This is a genomic window from Paraburkholderia sp. BR10954, assembly GCF_040965775.1.
Classification (GTDB): domain Bacteria; phylum Pseudomonadota; class Gammaproteobacteria; order Burkholderiales; family Burkholderiaceae; genus Paraburkholderia; species Paraburkholderia youngii.
The window spans coordinates 1-24,640 of the sequence record NZ_JBFRCK010000020.1; the positions used below are offsets into that span (position 1 = coordinate 1).

The following is a 24,640-nucleotide window of genomic DNA, read 5'->3' on the forward strand; positions in this document are numbered from 1 at the left end:
TTCCTCCACCGCGTTCCCCGCCAGCTCCGGGTGTTCCGCCAGCTGACGACGATGCGCGGGATTGCGAGCGAGATAGAGCACCGCAAAGCCCATGGTGGACGCGACAGTGTCGAGTCCGCCGAAGATGACGTTGACCATCATGCCGCGGATCTCTTGCTCCGTGAGGGGCCTGCCGAATACGGTTCCATTCACTATCGCGCTGATCAGGTCCGTACCCGGCTCTTTCTGGCGCTCACGAATGATGCTCTCCAGGTAGCCGAACAGCATGCGCTGCGACCATTCGCGACGCTGGGGATCGTTGGCGCGAACGCTCGCCTCGGTCCACGCAAGCAGATCGTCCAGATCGGTGAGCGGGAGGTTCACGAGCCGCATGAAGATCGTGATGGGAAACTTCATCGCGAAGTCGGCCATGAATTCGCATCGGCCTCTTTCCCGGAAGCTTTCGATCAACGAGACAGCCAGTTTACGGATCTCGCCTTCCATGTCGCGTATCACTTTCGGCGCGAAGAAGCGGTTGATCAGTGCGCGATAGTCGGCATGCTCAGGCGGATCGGCCGAGAGCGGCAAGATCTGCATTGTGGTACTAGCGGGCAGCGTGATTTCGCGCATGGAGAACGGATCGTGATTGCGCTGCGCGAATTCGATGTCTTCCGCTCGCGTGAGAATCCAGTGACCGCCGTTGTACGGCGTCCAGATGATGTCCGGACCATCGTGCAGACGTTTCCAGGCGCCGACGATGTCGGCTTCGCCGCCGGGAGGCTTGCTGAAATCCCAATCCACCACGAGTTCGGGAGGAACATGGTCGGGAACTGGAACGAGTGGGACCGCGCTATGAGACATGTGTGTTCTCCGCGAACAGGTTTTTCGTCGTGGGTTTCGTCAGGTTTGCGAAGCGGGTAGCCGGACGACTAATCCATCGAGATCGTTGGTCAATTGAATCTGGCAACCGAGTCGGCTGTTGTTGTTGGTATCGATGGCGCCGCTCAGCATGTCGAGTTCCGCGTGTTTCGCAGGCGGAATCCTTGCGGTCCACATATCGTCGACGTAGCAATGGCAAGTCGCACAATTGCAATAGCCCCCGCAGTCCGCGAGGATGCCGGGCACCGAATTGTCGATTGCTGCTTGCATTAACGACTGTCCGGCAATCGCATCGACGATATGCTCGGTGTTGTCGTGCTCGATAAACGTAATCTTTGGCATTTCCGTGTCCTAATGTTTTGCAGTCGGGCGAGCCACGCAGTGGCAGTTACCTAGCTAACCGTGAAGCCGCCGTCCGCGGCGATGATCTGTCCGGTGACATAGCTTGCGGCAGGGCTCGCGAGGAAGAACACGCTTTGGGCAACCTCGATCGGGGCGGCCATTCGTCCCATCGGCACCCGGCCCGCACGAACGATGGGTCCTCGAATCTTGAAGGTCGCGCTGATGTTCTTGCCGCCTTCGCTGGCCATGCCGCCTGGGAGGATCGAGTTGACGCGGATGCCATCGGCTGCGAACTCGCTGGCGAGTGATCGCGTGATGCTATCAACGCCAGCCTTCGCAGCGTCGTAATGGGCATTGACGCCCCACAGCGTGGGTCGAAGTGCGCCAACGGAGGAAATGTTGACGATCGAGCCACCGCTGCCCTTTGCCTTCATACGCGTGATAGCCTCGCGGCAACACAGAAACGTGCCACGCAGTGTGACGTCCTGCATCTGATCCCATTGTTCGACGGACATTTCAAAGAATTCGGCTTTCGAACGGTGCGCGGCGTTATTGATCAGAATGTCCACACCGGCGAACTTTGCATCGACGGCGGCGAAGAGTGCCTTGACGGACGCTTCGTCGGCAACGTCGACTTTGCATGGAATCGCGATGCCGCCGTTGGCTTCGATCTCTGCTGCGGTTGCGGAAGCGGCATCCGGGTTCAGGTCGGCAATCACGACATTGGCGCCGGCCTCGGCAAGCAGTCGCCCCGTCTCGCGGCCGAGACCTTGCGCAGAGCCGGTAATAACGGCAGTCTTGCCCGTGAGATTGAAAATCTGCGCGAGGCGCGCGCCGATCTGCGTTTCGCTAAACATGAAATGCTCCGGTTTGATTGGTCGATGGAGGTCGGGCTATTCGGTTCGCTTCAGTCGTCGTAGTGCCACGGTGAACCGCCGACCCAGGATTCGCGGCAGCCGCCGACGCCTTCAGCTAATCAGAAATCCGCCGTCGAGCGTAATCGATTGGCCCGTCATATAGCGGCCCGATGGCCCCGCGAGATACAGCACCGCGGCGGCGATATCGGCGGGGTCGCCCCATCCGAGCGGCAGACGTCGCTCAGCATCCGTACCGGGTCCCGTAAGCTGTCCTGTCTTAAGGCGAGCCTGCATATCCGGATGAAACTGAACCTTGCCGGGCACCGCACCGGGCAGCACGCAGTTGACGAGAATCCGGTCGCGGGCATAGTCAAGTGCTGCGGACCGCACTAACCCCGCGACACCGGCGCGCGCGGCGCCATAAGCGCCGTTGCCATTGAGCACGGCATGCGTGGCGCCCATGGTGGTGACGTTCACGATGCGTCCACCCCGTCCTGCGGCGAGCATGTGCTTGATCGCTTCTCGCATGCAAAAGAACACAGACTTAAGGTCGATCGCCATGACTTCGTCCCAGGCGGCTTCTGAGAACTCTGTAAGCGGGCCGTTATTGGTCATCGCCGCGCAATTGACTACGATGTCCGGGCTGCCCCACGTGGCCTTGACCTGGTCGAATAAGGCAATCACCGAGGCTTCGCGTTCCACGTCCGTCTCAATGGCGATTGCCTCGCCGCCCACCGAATGGATTTTGTCGACGACCGGTTGCATATGCGCCGGACTGTGATCCGCGACTACCACTCGTGCGCCGGCCTCGGCCAGCACCGGCGCAATATCGATGCTGGAATTGCGTCCCTTGTCGGTAACGACAGCGATTTTTCCGCTAATGCCGAATAGCCGTTCAAGCACGGTCGTGGTCATCGAGTTGTCTCCTGGGGGCTCGGTTTAGGCCTTTTTATGAATTCTAGCCACAACACCCAATAGAAGATGGTTACTGGATGGAACGATTAGAGTGAAGAAATTTCACTAATCCAGCGCACTCGCGATCCGTAGCAATGAAGCCGGCTCGGCGCGGTGTTAGCAGACGAGTTTGAAGTGGTGCGCAGGAAAGCGTACGTCGTTCTAAAAAAGAAACGAAAATGCCAGCCGGGATTTCCCTCGTTGCGAGCCTTCAGACGTGCCGCGCAACATGCGCGTGGACGATGTCGAGCACGAACGCACACGGAACTCACAGGAGCGCGTCAAGATGAGTGTTGCGAAGAAAAGCCTCGCCCTGGCGGAATCACACGGGCCACACTCAGAGGCCGGCAGGCTTCCGTTGCAGGTCGAGGAGATCACACCTTCATGGCTGACCTCGGCGCTCGCCCAGTGCCACGAGGGCGTGGCGATTGAATCGCTGGCTATAGACGACGTGATGTACGGCACGGCGACCAAAGTCAGGGTGCGTCTCGCTTACAACGCAAGAGGACGCGAGCTTGGCATGCCGGAGTCTCTGATCGTCAAGGGTGGCTTCGTTCCCGAGTATCGCAATCTGAACGCCTACATATACGAATACGAGGCGAGATTCTTCAAGGAAGTCCATCCGTGCTTACTTGCGAATGTGCCTGCCTGCTTCTATGCAGAGACGGACAGTCGAAGCGGGCAGTCAATCGTGATCCTCGAGGATCTACGTTCTCGGCAAGTGGAATTCTGTCGCGTGCAGCGGCCGCTGACGTTTGCGCAGGCAGCGGCAAATCTGGATGCCCAGGCGCGGTGGCATGCGCAGTTCTGGCAATCGCCGGCGCTCGAGAACGGTGGCGAACTGGGCTGGCTCGCGGCGCAGGACCCGCTGCCCGACGGCGAGGCGGGCACGTATCACTGGGGTCAGCTAAAACCGGATGTGTTCGCCAGCTATACACAGTTGCCGCGCGGCGCCGCAGTGCCTAAGCGGTTTCATGATCGTGACTGGATGGAGCAGGCGCTCCTCGATCTGCGTGCTTTCGACCGGATCGGGCCGATGACGTTTCTTCACGGCGACGTACACCTCGGCAACCTCTATTTCGACTGCGACGGCACGCCCGGCTTTCTTGACTGGCAGTCGTATCGACGCGGACCGTGGGCCCATGACGTCACGTACTTCCTGATATCGGCACTCGATATCGCGGATCGGCCGCGATGGGAGCGTGAGTTGCTCGAATACTATCTCGAGCGGCTCGCTTTTCACGGCGTAGACAAGCCGCCGTCATTTGGAAGCGCGCTGGATGCTTACCGGCGCCACATCGTCTATGGGCTGTTCTTCTGGCTTGTGAATCCCGTGGAATGGCAGGCGGAAGTCAACAATTGCGCAGTTGCGCCTCGGTTCGCGATGGCGGCGCTCGATCACGAGATTCACGACCTCATGGGCCGATAACCTGCGTATGCGCTTGACGTAGCCACATCGGTAGGAGTACATTTTGGCGATCAGCATTCACATAAGTGAATGACGGCGTGATGAAGGAGGCAACGCATGTCGGAAATGGTCGCCCCGCGCAGCAGTACAACCTGGCATAGGGTGTATGCGTGGGCAGCGCTCGGTGCGCTTTTCGCTTTTGCACAAATCCGCGCCTATGTGGCGTGGATTCGTTCAGAGGACTTCCGCCCCGTGGAATTGGGCGCGGATCCGATTCCAGAGTCCGTGAAAGCGACGATCGACCATTACCAGTGGGTCAGCGTGCTGATCCTGATTCCAGTAGCGATCTGGTATGTCTACGGAATCGTCAAGAGTCGCCGCATCGACGCGGTGCGTTTGATGATGATCGGCTGGCTCTCAGCATATTGGCTTGATCCGTGGTTGGACTTTCTTCGACCGATGTTCACCTATAACGCCTATGCGCTGAACTTCGGCTGCTGGTGCCGGTTCATTCCATTCTGGCAATCGTCGCATGCTCGCATCGCCGAACCGATTCTGATCGACGCGCCAAGCTACTTCTATACCTTCACGGGCACCGCCGTGGTGGCGTTGTGGGCGATGCGTGCGACCCGCAAGTGTTGGCCTCGCGCCGGCAACGTACGACTCGCGCTCGCGGGCTTCGCCGTGATCTGGATGACAATGGGCTTGCTCGACATCGCTGCCAGCCGGTTCATGGGGTTCGACGCGTGGCCGGGGGCGTTCCAGAGCGCTTCTTTCTGGGGTGGTCACTACTACCAGTTTCCGGTCTATGAGTTCTTGCTGTTTCCGTCTGCTTTCGTGGCGTCGGCCTTCCTTTTGCTGAGCGTCGACAAGAACGGACATACGGCCATCGAGCGAGGCGTCGATCGTATCGAATGTCATCCAGCGGTTCGCACGGCGCTTCGGGTGTTGGCTTTCATCGCGTTTTGCAACGTACTGAACCTGGCCTACACGACCGCGATGGGTGTGCACGCGGTGTACGCCGATCCGTGGCCAGCGGATATGCCAAGCTGGCTTGCGAACAGCCGCTAGCCGCACCTTATCGGCCTCGTCAAACGCCATAACAAATAACAGATGACGCATTGCCAGCCGCAGCGCTTCGCCGACGTAACGTATCGTGTAGAAGACGACATCGCTATCGTCACGATGGACCATCCACCGGTCAACGGTCTAGGGCTGAGGCTCCGCCGTGGACTCGTCGCTGCGTTCGACGCAGCCCAACGCGATGCGCTTGCTCGCGCGATCGTGCTTACGGGCAGTGGACGCGGCTTTTCGGCGGGAGGCGACATTCGCGAATTCGGCACTTCTGCTGCAACGGCTGCGCCAGCGTTGTCGATGCATGTTCATCCGGTGATCGAGGCGAGCGACAAGCCGGTGGTAGCCGCTATCCACGGGTTCGCAATTGGTGGCGGCCTGGAAACCGCGCTGGTGTGCCACTACCGTGTGGTCGCGGACAGTGCGCAGATCGGTCTGCCCGAATGCAAGCTCGGCGTGATCCCTCTTTCCGGCACGCAGCGTTTGCCGCGCGTGCTGGGCCTCGCAAAATCGATCGATTTCATTCTTGGCGCTCAGATCGTGCGCGCAGGAACGTTCCGCGGCACCGCGTTATTCGACCGGATCGTCGAGGGCGATGAGGAGCACCTGTTGCGCGTTGCGATAGAACTGGCGCGTGAGAAGGTAGGGAGCACGTCATTGCCGTTGATTCGCCGGCTGCCGTTGCCCGATTGCGATCCGGTTTCCGTGGTTGCCGAGGCGCGCTCACGCCTCAGCTGTAGCGAGGCGGTAAAAAGCGAGTGTCTGAATGCCATCGCAGCCGCGGCCGAGTCGGCCGATTTCGATGCGGGTATGGCCGCAGCGCGTGCGATCTATGATCGGCTTATTTCGTCCGATGAGGTGCCAAGGCAGCGAGATCGGTTTTTTAAGCCTCGCCACGACGGCCCCGCTGGATAAGCATCGACCGACCCACTATTGCGCCGCAAGCTGCTTGCGCAAATCGCCTTTTTTCACCTTTCCTGAAGGCGTACGCGGCAGTTCCGAAACCACGCAAAGGTGTTCCGGCGTCTTTTGCTTCGCCACACCCGCAGCGGCAAAGTGGATCTGGACTGCGCTCAGATCGAGCGAGGTGTGTTCGTGCAAGACGACGACCGCACAGACTCTTTCGCCATATCGTGCGTCTGGCTGAGCGACGACGGCGACATCGCGCACGGCCGGGTGCGTGGCGAGCACTCGCTCTACTTCGAGCGACGAGATATTTTCTCCCCCGCGAATGACGATGTCTTTCTTGCGATCCGTGATGGTCAGGCAGCCGCTTTCGTCGACGCGGCCGATATCGCCGGTCCGGAACCAGCCATCGTGCGTGAACGCGGTCGCATTGAGCGCCGGATCGGTGTAACCGACAAACAACTCCGGTCCCTTGATCAGAATCTCACCGTCGCGTCCCGTAGGCAGGTCGCTGTCCAACTCGTCGACGACGCGCACCTGCGAGCCGGGTTGAATGCGGCCGTCCGTGCAGGCCCGGATATCAAAGGGAGAATCGGCCCATCCGACGCTCACTGTCGAATGCTCGGTCAGCCCGTAAGCGCGGGTTCCGGCGAATCCGGCGTGGTCGGCGATGGCGACGTGCTCCGGCGTGACGCCTGTGCCGCCCAGGCCGTAAGACACGAGGGACGCCAAACTGCGCCCGTCGCGGCGAGCGGCTTCTAGAAGTGCCTGGAGATGAAACGGTGTGCCGCCAGAAAGGCGCACGCGATACTCATCGACCAGTCGCGCGGCAAGTGAGGCGTCCCATCGGTCCATAAACACCATCTCGGTGCCGGTTATGAACGGACGCAACAGGAAATTGAAGCCTGCAATATGACCAGCAGGGAAGGGCGTCATATACGGCCCTGGCCCGTCGATGAACGGAATCTGCCACTCTGCGCCTACGGTGCGATGAGAGTGCTGCACTCCTTTCGGCGAGGCTGTCGTTCCCGACGTGTACAGCAGCAGGCAGATATCTTCCGACGTTGGCAGGTCGAGAGGGCGCTGATCATGCGTTGTCGCGGCGAGTCGTTGCAGCGCGTCAAATGTGATGCCGTTCGAGGGCGCCCGATCGCCAACGACGATAACGCGCTCGAGGTCGGGCGTGTTGCCAAGCGCGGCGACACGCTCCAGATAGTCGGTGCCGAACCAAAAGTCGGGCACGCAAAGAAATCGGGCGCGCGATTGTCGAAGGATGAAGCCGACTTCGGCGGGACCGTAGATGTGCACGATTGGCACGAGCACCGCACCAATCTCGAGTGCAGCCAGATACAGCAGCGCAGTCTCACGCTGCGTGGGCAGTTGTATCGCGATCACATCGCCTCGACGCAGGCCGATGGCTCTCAGCGCCCGGCCTATCTCTTTCGCGTCTTGCAGCAGGGACCGGGTGGTGCAAGTGTAGGCACCGCCCTGGGTATGAAAATGCAGCGAAGTGGCGCCGTGCTTTTCGACCGCGTGCGCAATCAGGGCCGCGAGCGGCTGCTCGGTCGACCACGGCGTTGTCATCGGTTCTCGCATGTCGGGGTTCATGCCAGCAATGCTCGTAGCAGGCTCACCAGCGCGAGTGGCTGGTCAAGCATCATGTGATGGCCTGCGCGTGGCATCGTGATGGGGCCCTTCGCGCCGGGAATCGCATCCACGATGCGGCGAGCGCGATCGGCGCTGACCACGCTGCTGCACTCGGCGTGAACATAGCTGACGGGTACTGTGATGCGACTCAGCAGGTCTTCTTCGCCTTCGACCGGCTGGAGAACCCGCAGCTTCGGGTCGAAGCGCCATACCCAACCGTCAGCGGTTCGACGAAGCGATGTTTGCGCGAGATGCTCGAGCAGCCACGGCTCGCAATCTTGTTCAGGGATGAGTCGAAACCGACTGACGGCGGTATGCCAGTCCGGATAGGGGCGTGGCGGCGGCCGTCTTTCCACCGCAGGCAAGTTGTCGCCGCGTAGCATGAAATACGAATCGAGCACGATTGCATGCGAGAGACGATCGGGAAAGGTCGCGCACGCCTGAAGCAGACGCGATCCGCCAAAGCTGTGGCCGACCACGACGCACGGTCCAGAGCCGATTGCATCCACGACGGCGACGAGGTCGCGCACGAAAATGCCGGCGCTGTATTCCTGCCTGTAGGCACTGTCCCCCATGCCGCTGAAATCCAAGGCGAAAACGCGAAAGCGATCGGTGAAGAACGGCGCAATGAAGTCCCACCAGTGCGCGTGCCCAAGAAAGCCGTGCGCGAAGACGAGGGGCGGCTTAGCTGTGTCTGCGGCATTCCACGAGACATAATGCACGGTAACCCCGCTGCCTTCGGTGAAGTGGGATCGACGCGGCTGCGTCATCGCGCCATCGAACCATGAGGGTGCACGGTCATTCATTGTGGATTTTCCATTGCCTGGGGCTTGCCCACACCGGTTCACAGACGGACGGTGCGGAACGAAATGACATACGAAGGACTTCTCGCGCGTGCGACAGATCGATTGCTTCGCAACGACCGCTATGCGAGTGCGATGCGCTGTCGATTCGCATCGATCCAGTCCACCATCGGAGTGAGCTGGACACCACGTTCGGAAAGCTCGTCGAGATCGACGCGATACCCGACCGCGTTGATCCATTCCTGTGCATTCACCCATCCCGGTAAGAGTCCCTTTGCTCTGGCTTCATCCGGTGATACGTGCGAAACGCGGATCTGTACACCCATTACGTTGGCGAGGCGCTGCGCGACTTCAGACATCGTGAGCTTTTCGGACGCCAGCGGCACGGTGTGACCGTGCCAGCGTTGCGGATCGTTTAGCGCGCTGGTCGCGAGCGCGCCCACGTCGTCGGCGGCAATCCAGTCGAGTCGTGCGTCGGGTAGTAATGCGGTGAGCAGCAGGCCTTCGCGCAGGTGCGGAAACATCGCGGCTGCTTTCGGCTCAGCCAGATTGTCCATCATGAATGCGGGTTGCAAGACCGTCCACGATTCGAAACCCGCCGAGCGAACGGCCTCTTCGACCTCCCATTTGTCCGTCCAGTATTTTCGGTTCCAACGCTTGTCGTTCCAGCCGGGAAACGTCTCGTGATTGCCCGCCTGCGCCACCGAGGTATGAACGAACTGCGCGACGCCCGCGTTACGTGCTGCGTTGATGAGCGCAAAGCCCTGGCGGCGTTCGCTGTCGCTGCGATCAAAATCAGGAAGGAGAACGGAGAAGACGGAACCGACGCCCTCCAGCGCTTTTTCGAGGGACTCGCTGTCGTCCAGATCTCCCTGTAGCGCCTGCGCATTCATTTCGACAAGTGCACGCGCAGCCGGCGAGTCTGGATTTCGCGTCAGGAAACGCACCTTGCGCCCAGCCGCAACGAGATGCCGAGCCGTGGCACCGCCTTGCATGCCAGTGGCGCCGATGACCAGTACCGCGTCGGATGAATCGATCATGACTTGTCCCGTGGTCGAACGATACGCAGGCCAGGCGGGTCATGCCTGGACGGTTCGCGCGCGATGCCGCTGATCCCGGTGACAGTGATTGCAGATGCGCGGCCTCGTGCTCCGAAGCACGCGTTCTGATATTAGCACGATGTTCAATTTATGTGCGAGCGGAGCGTGAGCCGATGCTTTGGAAACGTAAGGCGTGAGGTGGCGCGAAGACGATGCCTCGTCTTCGCGTCTGATACGACGATCAGTGCTGCGGCCGCAGCGTTTGAACGAGGCCGCCTTCATGCGCAACGATCACTTCGCAGCCCGGCTGATAAACGTCGGCGATTTCGTCTCCGCGCAGACGGTTGCCCTGGAAACCGCGCAGATAGCTCGTCTCGTCGAGTCGCAGCACATGTTCGCCATGCGCGTCGCGCACGACGATCTGGCCCGATGCGATCGACGTCAGCGTCCCCACATACGGCAGGCGCGGCTCGAACGGGAAACTTCCGCCGTGCGGCAAAATGCGCGTGTCGAGAGAAAGACGAAAACGGTCCGAATGATTGCTGAGGCCGGAGTGCGGCGTGCGCCGACTCATCAACAGGACGTCGCCCAAGCGGTAGTTCGTGCGGCGCCATGCATCTTCGGGCACGCTAGCGAGATCGATCGGGATGATCTTGTCGCCGTCTTTCCTGTGCAGACACGGAAGCTTGTGCAATCCTTCCGCTACGGCCAGCCCGCCAACTTGCGCATCGATATCGCTGAGCGGAATCCAGCAGATGATGAAATCGAGCCGGTCGCTGTAGATGGCATCTTCATGAATGAAGTCGAAGCGCGTGCGGCTTTTGTCGATAGCGGGCGGCGACGTGCGGTATTCGGTGAACGGCACCCAGTAAAGCGGTACGCCGAACAGCCGCTGAAAGAACGCACGAATCGCCGGGTCTTCCATCACGGTGCGTGCGGCACGCTGTTCATTCATCGCCTTCACAGGAAAGAAGCTGAAGTTTTCGCGTTCTTTGCCGGTCCATCGCACGTCTCGATCGTTGCGGTCCACGAAGCCGTGGCTGTCGAGGTGGTCAACCAGCAGACCGCGCATGCGCTCCAGCGGCTCATGGTCCAGAACGTCGCGGAAAAACAGGTAGCCGTCTTCGTCCCATCGTGCTTGCAGCGCGGTGTGATCGCCGATCAGGTCGTTGGAAACGTTGAATTCGCGCATTGCCGGCACGATATCCACGATTGGTGTGCTCATAACTTGTCTCCTTAGATCGCGGGGCGCTCCGATGGCGCCTTACAGCAAGCCGCGTTCTTCCGAGGTGCGGGTGGTGGTGTCGATGCCCAGTTCCCGCAGCGTCTCGAGAACCGCCGTGGTAGCGGAGGCGACGGCAGGAAAGCCGACATACGGGAGCGCCTGCATGAGTACACCTTCGAGTTCGCGTGCGCTCAGACCGTTGCGCACGGCAATGCGGACGTGGTTCTTCAGTTCGAGCGTCTGCCTGCTGGCGATGAGGATGCCCAGCGTGACGAGGCTGCGCTGCTTGCGCTCGAGTTTGTCGTCGCCCCATACATCCGCGAACGCGTAGTTGACGGCAAGGCGCGAAATGTCGGATCCGAAGCCGGTGGACTCGCTCGCGGCCCGCAAGCCGGCTGCCTTGTCTTCACCCATGATTTCGCCGAATACCTTCAAACCGTAGGCAAGCTTTTCTTCGAGGTTCTTCACTTCTGTCTCCTGTTTGACCGCGACGGCGCGGCTATTGGCAGCGGATGCGATTCCGCGTTCCCCGCCGTTCTGGTGGCAGGCGATAGCAACGATGATGCGTGCTAAGATCGCGGCGAAAGAGGATCAAAATCTGCATATTGGGGGATCGAAATTCGCAAGCCCGCCGCTCCGACTGAACCGGTAAAAGACGTTGCCGCGCTCGTGCTGCCAGGCAGTTATCTATCGAGCGTCGGCGCGCTCGTAGACGGATTCGCGCTGATCGCACGACACATATTTGGGCAGTTCGCTCCTCCCTACCGGCACACGATGAAGACCCAGGTGCGTCTTCTCGGCGCCAACGGGAACGACCTGGAGTTCGCCGGCGGACGAAGGATGGAGAGTGACGGGAACCTGCTCGGCGATACCGAGTACCGCATCGTCTATGTCCCGGCTTTTGCGGTCGCCAGTGAAGAGGCACTCGTTACGCTCCTCGACCACGCGGAGCCGGTGACGGACTGGTTGCGCTGGCAGCGTGCGCGGGGAGCAGTATTGGCAGCAAGCGGCACGGCAGGGGCGCTGCTCGCGCAGGCGGGCTTGCTCGACGGTGGCCCGGCAGCGGTCCCGCGAGTGCTCAGAAGCCTGTTCCGCTCGCGCTTTCCAAAGGTGCGCGTGGACCCGGGTTCCACGATCGCCGAGCATGACGGCGTGCACACTTGCAGCGTGCCGGCAAGCGAGTGGCAACTCGTGGCCCGTCTGGTCGATCGTGCGATATCGCCGCACACCGCCCAATGGCTCGCATCGACGACCGGCACCGACGGCGAGCGCGAGGAAGGCCGCCTGACGAGCGACGATCCGCTCGTGAGCAGCGCGCAATTCTGGCTCGCGCAGCGTTTCGCTCAGGACTTCAAGATCAGCGAGCTGGCGGACCTCCTCGCCGTCAGTCATGCCACGTTGCTGCGTCGCTTTACACGTAGCTTGGGCGTGACACCGCGTGCCTATGCGAGTTCGCTGCGCATCGAGTCTGCCAAGAGGATGCTGCGCAACACGCAGATCTCCATCGAGCAGATTGCCGTCATGGTGGGCTATTCGGACGTGCGCGCATTTCGCAACATCTTTCGCAAGCACGTTTCGACGAGTCCTTCCGCGTATCGGCGGCGCGGCACCGACCGCGAGTGAAGGCGGCCGGCGCTCAGGCCGAATATCTGTCGAGTTGCGCTTTGCCGAAATCGGTTGTCCGAAAGCGTTCGAGCAGGTAGTCCACGAAAACCCTGACTTTCGCGGGCAGATACTGGCGGTGGGGATAGTGCACGTAAATGCGTGGTCCCACACCCTCCGCCTCGTCTCCGCGCACCCTGTAGTCGGGAAGCACGATCTTGAGCGCTCCGGAGTGCAGATACGGCAGCACCACGGGCACCGAAGACGGCGTGATGCCGGCGCCGCTGAGAGCGGCGATCAGGCTGGTATCCGGCTGACCCGCGACGGTGAGGCGGCCGCGGGGATGATGGATGAACGCCTTTTCCCCGCGATTGGTTCGTTTTCGCGTACCGCCGGGCAAGCGTTCGAGATGAAGCGCCGCGAGCCCAAAAGGCATCCGGATGCCGATGAAGTCATGTGCGGCCAGTTGATCTGGCGATTGCGGCACGCCCTTGCGTTCGAGGTAGTCCTGACTCGCGACCAGTACGATTGGGTAGTCACACAGCGGACGGGAGACATGGTTGGTTCCTCGTCCGCGCGCATGCTGAATGCTGACGTCGACACCGTCATTGACCAGACTTGGCGCAACCTCGTCATAGCTGATGTCGATTTCGACGAGCGGGTAGCGTTGCAGAAACTCCGCGATCACCGGGGTCAGGCAATGCCTTCCGAACGTGGGCGTCACCGAAACCTTGATCATCCCCTCCGGATGCTCAGGGCTGCGCCGCACATCCGCGACGGCTTCGTCGAGTTGACTCAACAACGGCGCCACGCGTTGAAAGAACTGCCGCCCTTCGCTCGTCAGACTGAGCTTGCGGGTGGTCCGGTTGAAGAGGCGCACGCCCAGTTCACGCTCCAGAGCGGCAATGCTCTTGCTGACGGCAGGCGGTGTGACCTGGAGCCGGGTGGCCGCTGCGATGAAGCTGCCGCAACGGACGGCCTGAACGAAAGGCTGCAGGTTTCGGATTTCGGGCATCGTCAATTAATGAAAAAAAGTCACTCTAGATGTTCCGTTCGGTAAGCAGTGTAAAGCATGGGCCATCGCTAGAATCGCATTTATCAGAGCCGGCTCGCGTCGCGCGCCAGCCGGCCAGCATAACGTTCAGGAGACGACACCACCGACCACGACGGCGCGCCCGGCGTCTGTTCCTGCACGCGTCTTCTGCCTCCAGAAGTCAAACGCTCAATGGAACAGCACATGTCACTTTCCCCCTCGCACCAACACCCGCTCGACGTCCCCGGCCGACTCTTTATCGGCGGCGCATTTGTCGAAGGTGATGGCGACGCCATCGAGCATGTCAACCCTTCGACGGGGCGTCCTCAGGCCGTTGTGCGCCTGGCTAGCGCGAGCGACATCGACCACGCCGTCAAGGCGGCCAAGGCGGCCCAACGTGTGTGGATGGAGATGGGGCCGCGCGCGAGGACACGATGCTTCAGGCGCCTCGGCGAGCTGCTCGAAGCGAACCAGCAGCAGTTGGCATTTCTCGGTGCCCGGGAGTCCGGCATTCCAGTGGGACTGCCGCTGATGGACATGGCGCTAGGTTGGGTCGATCACTACATGGGCTGGATCGACAAGATCGAGGGTTCGTACGGCGAGTCCTATCCGGCGCCGGGCTTCAATTACACCCGGCGAGAGCCTTATGGTGTGGTGGGCGTCATCATTCCCTGGAACGGTCCGCTGATGGCGACCTGCATGATGGCGCTGCCGGCAATCGCGGCCGGCAATGGCGTCGTTCTGAAGCCGCCAGCGCTTGCGCCTTTCGTCGCGCTGCGAATCGCTGAACTCGCGCATCAGGCCGGCTTGCCAGCGGGCCTGTTCAACGTCGTGCCCGGCGAGGCCGAGGCTGGCGAGGCGCTCGTGGCTCACCCCGACGTCGCCAAGGTCACGTTCACGGGCGGTGAAGGCGTCGCGCGGCGTGTGATGGCGGCAGCGGCGGCATGTCTGAAGCCGGTCGCGTTGGAACTGGGCGGGAAGTCCGCCAATCTCGTCTTCGAAGACGCCGATCTCGACGCCGCAGCGATCCAGGCGGTGTATGGCGCATTGGGGCTGAGCGGGCAGGGTTGCGTGAACCCGACCCGTTTGCTCGTGCACCGATCCCGCTACGACGAAATGGTGGCGCGCGCCGCGGCGGTGGCTGCCAGCATGAAGGTAGGTGATCCCTTCGATTCCGGCACTGTCGCTGGACCGGTGATATGCCAGTTGGCTTGCGATCGTATCCTCGGCATCATCGCGCAAGCGCGACGCGACGCGAAGCTGGTTGCGGGCGGCGAGCGATTGGGCGGCGAACTGGCCGACGGCTTCTTCATCCAGCCGACCGTGTTCGCCGATGTCCAGCCCGGGAGTGCATTGGAACAGAACGAGGTGTTCGGTCCCGTGTTGTCGATCACTCAGTTTGCCGATGACGCAGAGGCGCTGGCGATCGCCAACGGTACGCGTTACGGGCTCGGTGCTTATCTGCACACCAATGATCTCGACCGGGCGCACGCATTCGCCGAGCGCCTCGACGCGGGCTACGTGAACATCAACGGCTTCGCGTCGATGGCACCCGTCGCGCCGTTCGGCGGATACCGTCAAAGCGGCTTCGGCAGGGTGGGTGGCTGGGCCGGTATGGAGGAGTATCTGCAGCTCAAGAACGTCTTCGTTGCGCGCAGAGAAGGCAAGCGATGAGAGAAAGCGTTTTCGACTATATCGTGATCGGCGGCGGTTCGGCTGGGTGCGTCGTTGCGGCGAGATTGAGCGAGAATCCTTCGACACGTGTGTTGCTGCTGGAGGCGGGCAAGGAAGGAAAGGGATTTCTCTTCGACATGCCAGCCGGCAGTTTCGCGCTGATGGGCAATCCCAAGGCGGACTGGATTTATCCGACCGCGCCCGATCCCTCCGCCGGTGCGCGCGTGACGACATGGGCAGCGGGAAAGGCGCTAGGTGGAAGCAGCAGCATCAATGGGATGGTTTATATCCGTGGCCAGCGTGGAGATTACGACGCGTGGCGGGACAGCGGGTGCCCGGGCTGGGGATTCGACGATCTACTTCCGTATTTCCGCAAGTCGGAGAATTTCACCGGTCCCGCGTCCCCGGCGCATGGCTCTGATGGTCCGCTGAGCGTCTCGCCGCCGCGCGTACTGCATCCATTGGCTCACACCTTTCTCGAGGCTGCGGGGCATTGCGGCATGCCAGCGCGTGCCGAGTATTGCGCAGGCGACGTGCATGGATCATTCATCGTCTATGGCACGACCCGGAAGGGCAAACGCTGCAGCGCTCGCAAGGCCTACCTCGAACCTGCGCTAGATCGGCCCAATCTCACTGTCACGACTGACGCGGTCGTGGACCATGTGCTCTTCGAACAACGGAGGGCGATTGGTGTCAAGGTGATTGTCGCAGGCGAGAGGCGCACTTTTACCGCTCGCCGCGAAGTTGTGCTGAGTGCGGGAACGATCGCTTCGCCCGGCGTGTTGCTGCGATCTGGCATCGGCACCGGTGCCGATCTGTCCGCGATGGGTGTTGAGATCGTCGCCGATCTGCCCGGCGTCGGCCGTAATGTGCAGGAACATTGCGGGGTTTCCCAGAGCCGACTGACCGACGTGCCGACGTACAACACAATGGTGGGTCCCCTGCGTCTCGCGGGACATCTGCTGAAGTATGCAACGGTAAAGAGAGGGATTCTGACCTCGATAGCCGTCCACGCGATGGCCTACGCGCGCAGCGCACCCGAACTGACCGAGCCGGACATTGCCATGAGCTTCCTGCCGCTGGCGATAGCTTTCGTCGGCGGACATCCCGCGCTCGCGAAGCAGGCAGGCGTGACGATCGGCTCGCAGGTGCTGAGACCCCACGGCCGCGGGCGTATCCGCCTGAAGGATCCCGATCCGTACTCGAAGCCGGTCATCGAGCATGCGTTGCTTGGTGATCCACGCGATCTTGCGTTGACCATCAAGGGCAGCCGTCTTGTGAGCGAGGTGTTCGCCGCAACCCCGCTGGCGAGACACGTGATCGGCGATCATGAACCTGCGTCGTTGCCTGAAAGCGATAGTGCGTGGGAGACGTACGTGCGCCAACGCGTGGGCATCGGCTACCACCCGGTAGGCAGTTGCCGGATGGGAGCCGACGACATGGCCGTTGTGGACACCCGGTTGCGGGTTCGCGGTGTCGAGCGGCTACGCGTGGTCGACGCATCCGTCATGCCGAACATCATTTCGGGCAACACGAACGCTGCGACGATCGCCGTGGCCGAGAAGGCGGCGGAAATGATTATCGCGGGTTGATCTGGACGATTTACCTGATCTGGAGCGCGCACATGAGCATTCCCAAAGTAGTGTTGGTACACGGCGGTCATTTTGCAGCGGATTGCTGGACTGCGGTCGTAGATGAACTCGAGGGAAACGCAATCGCTTTCGACCTGCCGGGGCGCGGCCGCTATCGCGGTGAATCGCTGGAGGGGATGACGCTGGAGCGGCACGCGCGCTCCGTGCTCCACGACATGGACGATGCCCACATTGAGCGCGCCGTGCTGGTGGGGCATTCGATGGGCGGCTCGGTGACTTGTGCCGTCGCCGCGTTGGCGCCCGAGCGCGTTAAACGCATGGTGTTCGTCTCGGCGCCAATTGCTCCCGAGGGAATGAGCAACGTCGAAGCTATGACGCCGGAGATCAGGACGGTGTTATTGAATAGCCGGGACGCTGGAGACATCGTCCAGCAAAAGACACCCGAAGACTTCACGCGCTATCTGTTCTGCAATGACATGCCCGCCGAGCTGGCCGACGCGACTTGCGAACTTGTCGTTGCAGACTCGATTGCACCATTGCTGGAGTGTGTGCCTTTCGCCGGAGTAACACCGGCTATTCCCCGCACCTTCGTCAAGCTGACGCGCGACGTCGCATTCACGCCTGATGCGCAGGACCGGACGATCGCGACCTTGCAACCCATCGACATACTCGAAATCGATGCAGGCCATATGGCCATGCTTTCAAATCCGACGGCAATCGCCCGGATTCTGCTGCAGTTCATCTAGCACTCCGGCTTTACGCGGCAGTTCCGCTCAGCAGCGCGTTTCGTTCGTCGCGGGAAAGCGTGAAAACGCACAGCATTTCGGCGAGTCGCTGGGTTTGCTGCTTCATGCTATCGGCTGCGGCCGTGTGCTGCTGAACGAGCGTTGAGTTCACCTGCGTCATGCGGTCCAACTGTTCTACCGCAACGCTGACCTGACTGACTCCGGCCGACTGCTCTCGCGATGCCTCCGCGATCTGGCTGACCAGATTGGTTACGCCACGAACTTGCGCGACGATGTCGGCAATCGTCTTGCCTGCCGAATCGACCAGCTTCGATCCTCCTTCGACCGTTTCGACGCTTTGCGTGATCAACGCCTTGATTTCCTTTGCGGCCTGCGCGCTGCGTTGAGCGAGATTCCGGACCTCGCCCGCTACCACGGCGAACCCACGTCCGTCTTCGCCGGCTCTGGCGGCTTCGACCGCGGCGTTCAGGGCCAGAATGTTGGTCTGGAAGGCAATGGCATCGATGACGGAGATGATGTCCGAAATCTTGCTGCTCGACTGCGTGATTTTCTCCATCGTCGAGATGACCTGATCTACTACTCGTCCCCCATCTTCGGCCGCCTGGCTCGCGCGGGCGGCCAGACTACTCGCCTGTCTGGCTGCGTCGGCATTGTGACCCACCGTCGAGTTGATCTGCTCCATCGAAGCAGCCGTCTCTTCGAGACTGCTGGCCTGCGTTTCCGTTCGTCCGGAAAGCTCGAACGTGCCCGCGGCAATATCGTTCGTTGCCTGTTGCATGGTCTTTACGCCATTACGGACGTCGAGCACGGTGGCACGCATGTTGATACTGACCTGATTCAGCGTTCGGAGCACATCACCGATTTCATCGCTTCGAACGCTGTGGCACGTGGCGCTCAGATCGCCTGCGGCAATCTTCATCGCAGTTCGCGCGGCTTCCTGCAACGGGGCGGCGATGACGCGAGACAGGAACACCCCCGCAGCGGAGGTCAGCAGAATCAGTGCGGCGAGTTCGCTCCCGAACGAGAACGAGGAAAGACCGTCAGCGCAGCTCGCCAGTCCGAGTATGTCCACCAGGGCGAGCACGCCGAGGACGCCCCAGATGTAGCGCTTCAGACCAACCGAGCGAATCCGGCCGGCGGCCTTGCCAACGATGCCGCGGCGCACGATGCGCCCTTGCTCCCATCCGAGCTTTCCGTCATGGTCAGAGCGAAAACGTCGATACAGTGCTTCGGTCTGCTCGATCTCACCATGAACCGGCTTGCTGAGAACCATTAGGGAGCCGATGTATCGTCCGTGCGAAACGAGTGGCGCCATGTTCAAACGGCACCACACGAGGGTGCCACGCTTGCAAGCGAGCTTGATCAGTCCGCTCCAGGGCTTGCCCTGCCTAACAGCCGCACCGAGGTCGGCCAGTACCGGTTGGGGAACGTCGCGTATGCGGTCCGCTCCCTGCGTAGCCTGGAGTTCCTGCAGCGAAAAGCCCGTGACACGCTGATAAACCGGGTTCGTATAGACCACCTGAGATTGCACGCCTACGCAGCAGACCATCAGCTCATGGTCCTGTAGCTCGTAATCGCGATTCGTATTGTCCTGTTGCCCCATATCTGTCCAAGCTCACCCGAGCTGTCTTTGGTTATTATTCGTATTGTAGAACGTCATTCTAAAATGTATGTGGATCGCTGCTTGACGTCAAGCTGGGGGAGCACCCGAGATGTCGTTGGGGCCCCCGCGTTCAACAATGTGACCAGGGTTCGTCCGCAGTGCCCCGCAATGGGACAAAGGCGATATGCTGGCGACACTCGATATCAAAGTCATATCAGCTCATGGAATTGCGGCATCTCAGACATTTCGTTGCGGTTGCGGAGACCCAGCACTTTGGCCGTGCGGCTGCGCGACTGGGCATGGCGCAGCCGCCGCTCAGCCAGTCGATCATGCGGCTGGAGGAGCAGCTTGGTATCAAACTGCTCGAACGCACACCGCGAGGCGTTTCGCTCACGCCCGCCGGAGCCGCGTTGCTCGCGGAAGCGAAGCCACTGATCGCGCAAGCCGAGTTGGCCGAGCGGCGCGTGCGGCAAGCCGCCGACGAACTGGCGAGTTTGAGCGTTGCGTTCGTGCCGATGTGCGCGGTTCGAATCATGCCGCTAGCCATTCAGGGGCTCCGCAAGCAATGGCCCGGTGTCGACGTCCGGTTGATCGAGCGCGGCAGTGCTTTGACCGTCGCCAGCGTGAAAAACGGCAGCATCGACCTGGGCGTGGTGGTCACCAGCGCCGCAGACGTCTCGGGTTTGGAAAGCGTGGTCATCGAGCGTCTGCGTGTGGTCGCCGCGGTTCCGGCGAAGTGGCCGGTGGCGACGCAGCGTTCGATTCGCATCGCGGATCTCGCGCGATATCCGCTCATCATGTTCCCTCAGCAGATGTCGCAGCCGCTCTTCGCCGCGTTCGAGGCCGCGCGCCGCGAGGCGGGGCTGTCGCCGCGCGTGACCCAGCAAGCGCGCCATCCTTATACGATGCTCAATCTGGTGGCTCACGAACTGGGTGTCGGCCTGATGCTGAACTCGGCGCGTTACTTGCCCGTGGAGGGTGTCGCCTACATCGACATCGAGGATGTTCCAGCTTCGGGCGAAACCGAAGTGTCGCTGGTGTGGGCGGATAGGCCTCACAAGCCCTATCATCGTTCAATGCTCGACATCATGCGTGAAATCGCGTCGTCGACTGCTACGTGATACCCGCAGTAGCTGCTCCTTCCGTCATGCGCATCCTCGTTTATCTTGACACCTTCAAACGGGGCGTTTATTTTTCCGAATGACGTTCAGAAAATAACTTGCTCGCGACGCGAGCCAAAAGGAGGAGCAGTGAGCACGAATGTGGCGAGTCTATTCAATCTCGATCAGAAAGTAGCGGTGGTGACAGGGGCAGGTTCGGGCATCGGACGTGAGACGGCCCTGCTGCTAGCGTCGGCCGGCGCGGCGGTGGTCGCGGCGGATCTGAACGAGGAAGCAGCACAGCAGACGGTCAAACAGATCGAAAGCGCGTCAGGCAAGGCTATCGCGGTCAAAGTCGACATCGGCGATGAAGCGTCGATTCTCGCGATGTACGAAACCGTGCAGGCGAAGCTCGGGCGCCTCGATATTCTCGTCAACAACGCGGGTATCTATCCGAAGACGCAATTTGTCGAGACGTCGGCCGAGAAGTGGGACAAGGTGCTCGGCGTCAACCTGCGCGGCACCTTCCTGTGCATGCGCGAAGCGATCAAGCGGATGCAGGGTGCCAAAAACGGCGGTTCGATCATCAATATTTCGTCGGTGGCTTCGCTGCAGCCGGTGATTTTCGACAACGGCGACTACGGCGCATCGAAGGCGGGTGTCAACAACCTCACCAAGGTCGCAGCTCTCGAATTCGCACCACATGGAATTCGCGTGAACGCAGTGCTGCCCGGCGGCGTGGCAACGGAGGGCGCGGCCGCATCGACGAAGGTTCATCAGGCCCACGGGCCGATTACGCAGCCTGGCCGCATGCCGCTCGGTCGCATCGGTGTCGCCTCCGATATCGCGAGGGCGGTGCTGTTCTTCGCGTCGCCGGCATCGGACTATGTCACCGGACAGCTTCTCGCTGTCGATGGCGGCTTCCAGGTCTCCTGATTGCTCGTCCGCGTCTCATTGCCGACCCCCGTTGCACACATGACCATGTGTGCAACGGGCCGCTCGCGCATGCGATTCGGTCTATCCCTTCACGGCTAGTGAAAACACCGACGCCATTAATTGAACGACTTGTTGCATAACAGTTTTCCGTGACCTAGGATGTCTATCTAGAGGCGCCATGCAAGCGCCCGCCAGGCATAAGTCTGATCGGAGACATGCGATGTACTTTCTCGACAGCGATTTACGAGGTCCACTTGCGGACTACACGTTCGACTATCGTCGTCAGCGCGCTGAAAACGGCGCTCCCTCGTCGAACGAATCGGCTCGCGCAAGACAGCCGAATTGGGTGACGCGCGCGCTGGAAGCAATGGCGCCTGGTAGTCTCGGCAAACTGCGCATGGGGGGCCGGACACGATGAAAACGCTGACTCGCGAGAGCGCACGAGAAGCGCGCAGAGTATGGCTGCCGCTCATTCTTCTGTCGATTTCGGCAGCAGCGGTCTGGCTGCTGCAACGTGACCTGCACATGGAAGAACTAGGTCGGTCCGCGCTGTTCGGCGTGGTGATGACGTTTGCCGTGCTTGGCTTGACGGCACTTGCGGGCATCATCGGATGCGCGATCGCGAGCCGTGCGCGAGCGCAGGAAACTGATTTGTCGACAGGCGAAGGCTATTGCTTCGTTGGCGCCGTGATTGGCGCGGTCGTCTTTTTTGTCGCCATGACCATCTAACGGTAAATACGATGAATGAAGAGTTGAACGCACGCGTGGAAGCGCTGTTGGACAAGCAGGACATACTCGAATGCGTGCACCGGTATTGTCGCGGGGTCGACCGCATGGACCGTGAGTTGACGCTGTCGGCATACCATCCGGGCGCCATCGACGATCACGGCGCATTCGTTGGAAATGCAGAGGAATTCGTCGACTGGGCTTTTGGATACCATACCGAGCATCAGTTGTCGCACCACCATATGGTGTTCAATCACAGCGTCGAATTGCAGGGCAATGAGGCGCACGCGGAAACGTACTGGCTTTTCTTCGGAGAAAATCGCGTCAAGCCGGACACGCTGGCGGTGGGGCGCTATATCGACCGCTTCGAGAAGCGTGATGGTGTGTGGGCGATCGCGGCTCGTGTCTGCATCTCTGAAGCTATCAACGAACTCACGCCTGCAGAAGTACCTGCGGCATGGCGTGAAATCCTCATGAGCAATGGCGTTAGTTCAAGAAGTCGTGAAGACGTTTCTTATGAACGGCCTCTAACGACGCGTCAACCCGCCGAGGTTTGAAACCGTACGCAAGCCTGTAACGACACTTGCCGCGGATACGCGAATCGATTTGCCCAAAAAGCCAACGTCGGCTGGAAGCCGACGTTGGCTTTTTTAGCTATTGGGTAATGGAGTATTCGCGCCGTGACCGACAATCGAGAGAAACTCGCGGCGCGTGGAAGGATCGTCGCGGAATGCGCCCAGCATTCGACTCGTCACCAGCGACGCGCCCGGCTTATGCACGCCCCGCGTGCTCATGCACTGATGTGCGGCTTCGAGAATGACGGCGACCCCCTTGGGTTGCAGCACGGTGTTCAACGCGTCGGCGATCTGAACGGTCATCTTCTCCTGAATCTGCAGACGCTTGGCATAGACATCGACGAGGCGCGCGAGTTTGGAAATGCCGACCACGCGATGCTCGGGCAAGTAGGCAACGTGCGCGCGTCCGATGATGGGCACCATATGATGTTCGCAGTAGCTTTCGAAGCGAATGTCGTTTAGCACCACCATCTCGTCATAGCCATCCACTTCGGAAAACGTGGTTGCCAGGATCTGCATTGGATCGGATTCGTAGCCCGAGAAGAACTCGCGATATGCGCGCGCGACGCGTGCGGGTGTTTGAATGAGGCCTTCCCTTTCGGGGTTGTCGCCTGCCCATCGGATGAGCGTACGCACGGCTTCTTCCGCTTGATCCAGGGTCGGGAGAACCGACGCTTCCTCAGCGCTAATCTCGTTGTCTCGCTTGTTCATCAATTCTCCTGATCGTTCATGCCTCGTGCAATCACATGCGTGTCCGCGAGTGCAGCAAATGAGCATCGGCAATGGAGGAGTGTATATAATTGCACGATGTTCGTAAATATAAACGAACGACGCATTTCACACGCGACGCTCGACCGCTGCACGTTGACGAATCAGGATGCACTTACACAGGAATCAGCAGATGAAAACGCGCATTACAGAGTTGCTTGGGATTCGATACCCAATTGTTCAAGGGGGCATGATGTGGGTGGGCCGCGCGGAATTGGCCGCTGCTGTCTCGAACGCCGGTGCGCTCGGCACCATCACCGCCCTCACTCAGCCCACACCGGAGGCACTGCGTAACGAGATAGCTCGCGTTCACTCGATGACGGATCGACCATTCGCCGTGAACCTGACAATCCTGCCGACGATCAAGCCGGTGCCGTACGACGAGTACGTGCAAGCGGTCGTGGAGAGCGGTGTGCAGATCGTCGAGACGGCGGGACGCAATCCCGAGTCATATATGCCGTCATTCAAGGCTGCGGGAATCAAGGTGATCCACAAGTGCACGTCGGTGCGTCACGCGCTGAAAGCCGAAGCGTTGGGTTGCGACGCCGTGAGCGTGGACGGATTCGAATGCGCCGGCCATCCCGGTGAGGACGACGTGCCGAATCTGGTCCTGTTGCCGGCCGCCGCCGCGAAGCTGCGCATCCCGATGATTGCCTCGGGTGGCATCGCCGATGCGCGCGGCATGGTCGCCGCACTCGCGCTCGGCGCGGATGGCATCAACATGGGAACGCGTTTCATGGCAACGCGGGAGGCGCCGATTCACGAGAACGTCAAGCGCAAGCTAGTAGAGCATGATGAGCGCAATACGGCATTGATCTTCCGCACGCTGAAGAACACGTCGCGTATCTTCAGGAATTCGGTAGCGGAGCGAGTGCTGGAACTGGAGCATAAAGAGGGTGCGACGTTTGCGGATCTCAAGCCGCTGGTCAGCGGGGAGCGCGGCAAGCGTATGTACGAGACGGGCGATACGGAAGATGGAACGTTCCCGGCCGGTCTGGCAATCGGGCTTATCGAAGATATTCCCACCTGTGCGGAACTCGTGAATCGGATGGTGGCTGAGGCGCGCGCACTCATTCATGACCGGCTGACCGCGCTCGTAGCAGAGAGCTGAAGTCGAAAGAAGACGGCAATCGAATGCGGCTGCCCGCGCTTGAGATTCAGGGGGGAGTGG

At 60.8% G+C, this 24,640-nt stretch carries 24 protein-coding genes; 12 read left to right on the forward strand and 12 right to left on the reverse strand.

Going from position 1 to position 24,640, the window contains the following annotated elements; all coding sequences use genetic code 11:
• From AB4Y34_RS24735 to AB4Y34_RS24750, 4 genes are all read right to left on the reverse strand, one after another.
• On the reverse strand, nucleotides 1-840 hold an 840-nt coding region (locus AB4Y34_RS24735), incomplete at its 3' end, for a cytochrome P450 (protein ID WP_368717498.1).
• Between the two features lie 39 nt (nucleotides 841-879).
• Complete coding sequence (locus AB4Y34_RS24740) at nucleotides 880-1,200, reverse strand: 2Fe-2S iron-sulfur cluster-binding protein (protein WP_368717499.1); 321 nt, start codon at nucleotides 1,198-1,200, stop codon at nucleotides 880-882.
• 50 nt (nucleotides 1,201-1,250) lie between these two features.
• The gene (locus AB4Y34_RS24745; RefSeq protein WP_368717500.1) at nucleotides 1,251-2,057 is read right to left on the reverse strand and encodes an SDR family NAD(P)-dependent oxidoreductase; all 807 of its coding nucleotides are present in this window, start codon (nucleotides 2,055-2,057) and stop codon (nucleotides 1,251-1,253) included.
• A 111-nt stretch (nucleotides 2,058-2,168) separates the two neighbouring features.
• Nucleotides 2,169-2,972: an SDR family NAD(P)-dependent oxidoreductase gene (locus AB4Y34_RS24750; protein WP_368717501.1), complete on the reverse strand. Its 804-nt coding sequence runs from the start codon at nucleotides 2,970-2,972 to the stop codon at nucleotides 2,169-2,171.
• Between the two features lie 256 nt (nucleotides 2,973-3,228).
• On the opposite strand from AB4Y34_RS24750, the gene AB4Y34_RS24755 reads away from it, so the two are divergent.
• The 3 genes from AB4Y34_RS24755 to AB4Y34_RS24765 all read left to right on the forward strand — a co-directional run bounded on the left by AB4Y34_RS24755 (nucleotide 3,229) and on the right by AB4Y34_RS24765 (nucleotide 6,408).
• Entirely contained in the window at nucleotides 3,229-4,440 is a 1,212-nt protein-coding gene (locus AB4Y34_RS24755) for an aminoglycoside phosphotransferase family protein (RefSeq protein WP_368717502.1), read from the forward strand.
• Nucleotides 4,441-4,536: 96 nt separating this feature from the next.
• Nucleotides 4,537-5,490 (forward strand): spirocyclase AveC family protein, encoded by a 954-nt coding sequence (locus AB4Y34_RS24760; protein WP_368717503.1) that lies wholly within the window; start codon nucleotides 4,537-4,539, stop codon nucleotides 5,488-5,490.
• A 42-nt stretch (nucleotides 5,491-5,532) separates the two neighbouring features.
• Nucleotides 5,533-6,408 carry an enoyl-CoA hydratase-related protein gene (locus tag AB4Y34_RS24765; RefSeq protein WP_368717504.1) on the forward strand — a complete coding sequence of 292 codons (876 nt, stop codon included), beginning with the start codon at nucleotides 5,533-5,535 and terminating at the stop codon, nucleotides 6,406-6,408.
• Nucleotides 6,409-6,423: 15 nt separating this feature from the next.
• On the opposite strand, the gene AB4Y34_RS24770 is transcribed toward AB4Y34_RS24765, so the two are convergent.
• The 5 genes from AB4Y34_RS24770 to AB4Y34_RS24790 form a co-directional block, all read right to left on the reverse strand.
• On the reverse strand, nucleotides 6,424-8,007 hold the full coding sequence (locus tag AB4Y34_RS24770; protein ID WP_368717505.1) for an AMP-binding protein: 1,584 nt from the start codon (nucleotides 8,005-8,007) through the stop codon (nucleotides 6,424-6,426).
• Complete coding sequence (locus tag AB4Y34_RS24775; RefSeq protein ID WP_368717506.1) at nucleotides 8,004-8,816, reverse strand: alpha/beta fold hydrolase; 813 nt, start codon at nucleotides 8,814-8,816, stop codon at nucleotides 8,004-8,006. Before AB4Y34_RS24775 ends, AB4Y34_RS24770 begins: the two co-directional genes overlap by 4 nt.
• 155 nt (nucleotides 8,817-8,971) lie before the next feature.
• Nucleotides 8,972-9,889, reverse strand: coding sequence for an NmrA/HSCARG family protein (locus tag AB4Y34_RS24780; protein ID WP_368717507.1), 918 nt, complete (start codon nucleotides 9,887-9,889; stop codon nucleotides 8,972-8,974).
• A 241-nt stretch (nucleotides 9,890-10,130) separates the two neighbouring features.
• Entirely contained in the window at nucleotides 10,131-11,114 is a 984-nt protein-coding gene (locus AB4Y34_RS24785; protein ID WP_368717508.1) for a phytanoyl-CoA dioxygenase family protein, read from the reverse strand.
• A 39-nt stretch (nucleotides 11,115-11,153) separates the two neighbouring features.
• Complete coding sequence (locus AB4Y34_RS24790; protein WP_176378414.1) at nucleotides 11,154-11,582, reverse strand: carboxymuconolactone decarboxylase family protein; 429 nt, start codon at nucleotides 11,580-11,582, stop codon at nucleotides 11,154-11,156.
• Nucleotides 11,583-11,783: 201 nt separating this feature from the next.
• Here AB4Y34_RS24790 and AB4Y34_RS24795 point away from each other — a divergent pair, with 201 nt between their 5' ends.
• Complete coding sequence (locus AB4Y34_RS24795; RefSeq protein WP_368717509.1) at nucleotides 11,784-12,737, forward strand: GlxA family transcriptional regulator; 954 nt, start codon at nucleotides 11,784-11,786, stop codon at nucleotides 12,735-12,737.
• Nucleotides 12,738-12,750: 13 nt separating this feature from the next.
• Here the strand turns inward: AB4Y34_RS24795 and AB4Y34_RS24800 are convergent, their stop codons facing one another.
• Nucleotides 12,751-13,731, reverse strand: a complete 981-nt coding sequence (locus tag AB4Y34_RS24800) for a LysR family transcriptional regulator (RefSeq protein WP_368717510.1) — start codon at nucleotides 13,729-13,731, stop codon at nucleotides 12,751-12,753.
• Nucleotides 13,732-13,953: 222 nt separating this feature from the next.
• Here AB4Y34_RS24800 and AB4Y34_RS24805 point away from each other — a divergent pair, with 222 nt between their 5' ends.
• From AB4Y34_RS24805 to AB4Y34_RS24815, 3 genes are read left to right on the forward strand one after another with little or no spacing between them, the layout of a single operon-like run.
• Nucleotides 13,954-15,423 carry an aldehyde dehydrogenase gene (locus tag AB4Y34_RS24805; RefSeq protein WP_176378411.1) on the forward strand — a complete coding sequence of 490 codons (1,470 nt, stop codon included), beginning with the start codon at nucleotides 13,954-13,956 and terminating at the stop codon, nucleotides 15,421-15,423.
• Nucleotides 15,420-17,015: a GMC family oxidoreductase gene (locus AB4Y34_RS24810; RefSeq protein WP_368717511.1), complete on the forward strand. Its 1,596-nt coding sequence runs from the start codon at nucleotides 15,420-15,422 to the stop codon at nucleotides 17,013-17,015. Before AB4Y34_RS24805 ends, AB4Y34_RS24810 begins: the two co-directional genes overlap by 4 nt.
• A 32-nt stretch (nucleotides 17,016-17,047) precedes the next feature.
• Nucleotides 17,048-17,761 carry an alpha/beta fold hydrolase gene (locus AB4Y34_RS24815; RefSeq protein ID WP_368717512.1) on the forward strand — a complete coding sequence of 238 codons (714 nt, stop codon included), beginning with the start codon at nucleotides 17,048-17,050 and terminating at the stop codon, nucleotides 17,759-17,761.
• A 10-nt stretch (nucleotides 17,762-17,771) separates the two neighbouring features.
• Here AB4Y34_RS24815 and AB4Y34_RS24820 read toward each other — a convergent pair whose 3' ends face one another.
• Nucleotides 17,772-19,364 (reverse strand): methyl-accepting chemotaxis protein, encoded by a 1,593-nt coding sequence (locus AB4Y34_RS24820; protein WP_368717513.1) that lies wholly within the window; start codon nucleotides 19,362-19,364, stop codon nucleotides 17,772-17,774.
• A 221-nt stretch (nucleotides 19,365-19,585) separates the two neighbouring features.
• Between AB4Y34_RS24820 and AB4Y34_RS24825 the strand changes: the two genes are divergently transcribed.
• From AB4Y34_RS24825 to AB4Y34_RS24840, 4 genes are all read left to right on the forward strand, one after another.
• The gene (locus tag AB4Y34_RS24825) at nucleotides 19,586-20,485 is read left to right on the forward strand and encodes a LysR family transcriptional regulator (protein WP_368717514.1); all 900 of its coding nucleotides are present in this window, start codon (nucleotides 19,586-19,588) and stop codon (nucleotides 20,483-20,485) included.
• A 129-nt stretch (nucleotides 20,486-20,614) separates the two neighbouring features.
• The gene (locus tag AB4Y34_RS24830; protein ID WP_368717515.1) at nucleotides 20,615-21,400 is read left to right on the forward strand and encodes an SDR family NAD(P)-dependent oxidoreductase; all 786 of its coding nucleotides are present in this window, start codon (nucleotides 20,615-20,617) and stop codon (nucleotides 21,398-21,400) included.
• Between the two features lie 414 nt (nucleotides 21,401-21,814).
• Nucleotides 21,815-22,129 carry a hypothetical protein gene (locus tag AB4Y34_RS24835; RefSeq protein ID WP_176111403.1) on the forward strand — a complete coding sequence of 105 codons (315 nt, stop codon included), beginning with the start codon at nucleotides 21,815-21,817 and terminating at the stop codon, nucleotides 22,127-22,129.
• A gap of 11 nt (nucleotides 22,130-22,140) precedes the next feature.
• Nucleotides 22,141-22,683, forward strand: coding sequence for a nuclear transport factor 2 family protein (locus AB4Y34_RS24840; protein ID WP_176378406.1), 543 nt, complete (start codon nucleotides 22,141-22,143; stop codon nucleotides 22,681-22,683).
• A 93-nt stretch (nucleotides 22,684-22,776) separates the two neighbouring features.
• On the opposite strand, the gene folE is transcribed toward AB4Y34_RS24840, so the two are convergent.
• Nucleotides 22,777-23,412, reverse strand: a complete 636-nt coding sequence (gene folE, locus AB4Y34_RS24845) for a GTP cyclohydrolase I FolE (protein WP_368717516.1) — start codon at nucleotides 23,410-23,412, stop codon at nucleotides 22,777-22,779.
• Nucleotides 23,413-23,602: 190 nt separating this feature from the next.
• On the opposite strand from folE, the gene AB4Y34_RS24850 reads away from it, so the two are divergent.
• Nucleotides 23,603-24,580, forward strand: a complete 978-nt coding sequence (locus tag AB4Y34_RS24850) for an NAD(P)H-dependent flavin oxidoreductase (RefSeq protein WP_368717517.1) — start codon at nucleotides 23,603-23,605, stop codon at nucleotides 24,578-24,580.
• Nucleotides 24,581-24,640: the final 60 nt, after the last annotated feature.

Bases quoted from the DNA above. Each gene is read 5' to 3' on its own strand.
- AB4Y34_RS24745 (WP_368717500.1), bottom strand. From the start codon at position 2,057: ATGTTTAGCGAAACGCAGATCGGCGCGCGCCTCGCGCAGATTTTCAAT.
- AB4Y34_RS24775 (WP_368717506.1), bottom strand. From the start codon at position 8,816: ATGACGCAGCCGCGTCGATCCCACTTCACCGAAGGCAGCGGGGTTACC.
- AB4Y34_RS24780 (WP_368717507.1), bottom strand. From the start codon at position 9,889: ATGATCGATTCATCCGACGCGGTACTGGTCATCGGCGCCACTGGCATG.
- AB4Y34_RS24850 (WP_368717517.1), top strand. From the start codon at position 23,603: ATGAAAACGCGCATTACAGAGTTGCTTGGGATTCGATACCCAATTGTT.
- AB4Y34_RS24740 (WP_368717499.1), bottom strand. From the start codon at position 1,200: ATGCCAAAGATTACGTTTATCGAGCACGACAACACCGAGCATATCGTC.
- AB4Y34_RS24805 (WP_176378411.1), top strand. From the start codon at position 13,954: ATGTCACTTTCCCCCTCGCACCAACACCCGCTCGACGTCCCCGGCCGA.
- AB4Y34_RS24835 (WP_176111403.1), top strand. From the start codon at position 21,815: ATGAAAACGCTGACTCGCGAGAGCGCACGAGAAGCGCGCAGAGTATGG.
- AB4Y34_RS24820 (WP_368717513.1), bottom strand. From the start codon at position 19,364: ATGGGGCAACAGGACAATACGAATCGCGATTACGAGCTACAGGACCAT.
- AB4Y34_RS24815 (WP_368717512.1), top strand. From the start codon at position 17,048: ATGAGCATTCCCAAAGTAGTGTTGGTACACGGCGGTCATTTTGCAGCG.
- AB4Y34_RS24770 (WP_368717505.1), bottom strand. From the start codon at position 8,007: ATGAACCCCGACATGCGAGAACCGATGACAACGCCGTGGTCGACCGAG.
- AB4Y34_RS24785 (WP_368717508.1), bottom strand. From the start codon at position 11,114: ATGAGCACACCAATCGTGGATATCGTGCCGGCAATGCGCGAATTCAAC.
- AB4Y34_RS24840 (WP_176378406.1), top strand. From the start codon at position 22,141: ATGAATGAAGAGTTGAACGCACGCGTGGAAGCGCTGTTGGACAAGCAG.
- AB4Y34_RS24825 (WP_368717514.1), top strand. From the start codon at position 19,586: ATGGAATTGCGGCATCTCAGACATTTCGTTGCGGTTGCGGAGACCCAG.
- AB4Y34_RS24765 (WP_368717504.1), top strand. From the start codon at position 5,533: ATGACGCATTGCCAGCCGCAGCGCTTCGCCGACGTAACGTATCGTGTA.
- AB4Y34_RS24810 (WP_368717511.1), top strand. From the start codon at position 15,420: ATGAGAGAAAGCGTTTTCGACTATATCGTGATCGGCGGCGGTTCGGCT.
- AB4Y34_RS24750 (WP_368717501.1), bottom strand. From the start codon at position 2,972: ATGACCACGACCGTGCTTGAACGGCTATTCGGCATTAGCGGAAAAATC.
- AB4Y34_RS24760 (WP_368717503.1), top strand. From the start codon at position 4,537: ATGTCGGAAATGGTCGCCCCGCGCAGCAGTACAACCTGGCATAGGGTG.
- folE (WP_368717516.1), bottom strand. From the start codon at position 23,412: ATGAACAAGCGAGACAACGAGATTAGCGCTGAGGAAGCGTCGGTTCTC.
- AB4Y34_RS24800 (WP_368717510.1), bottom strand. From the start codon at position 13,731: ATGCCCGAAATCCGAAACCTGCAGCCTTTCGTTCAGGCCGTCCGTTGC.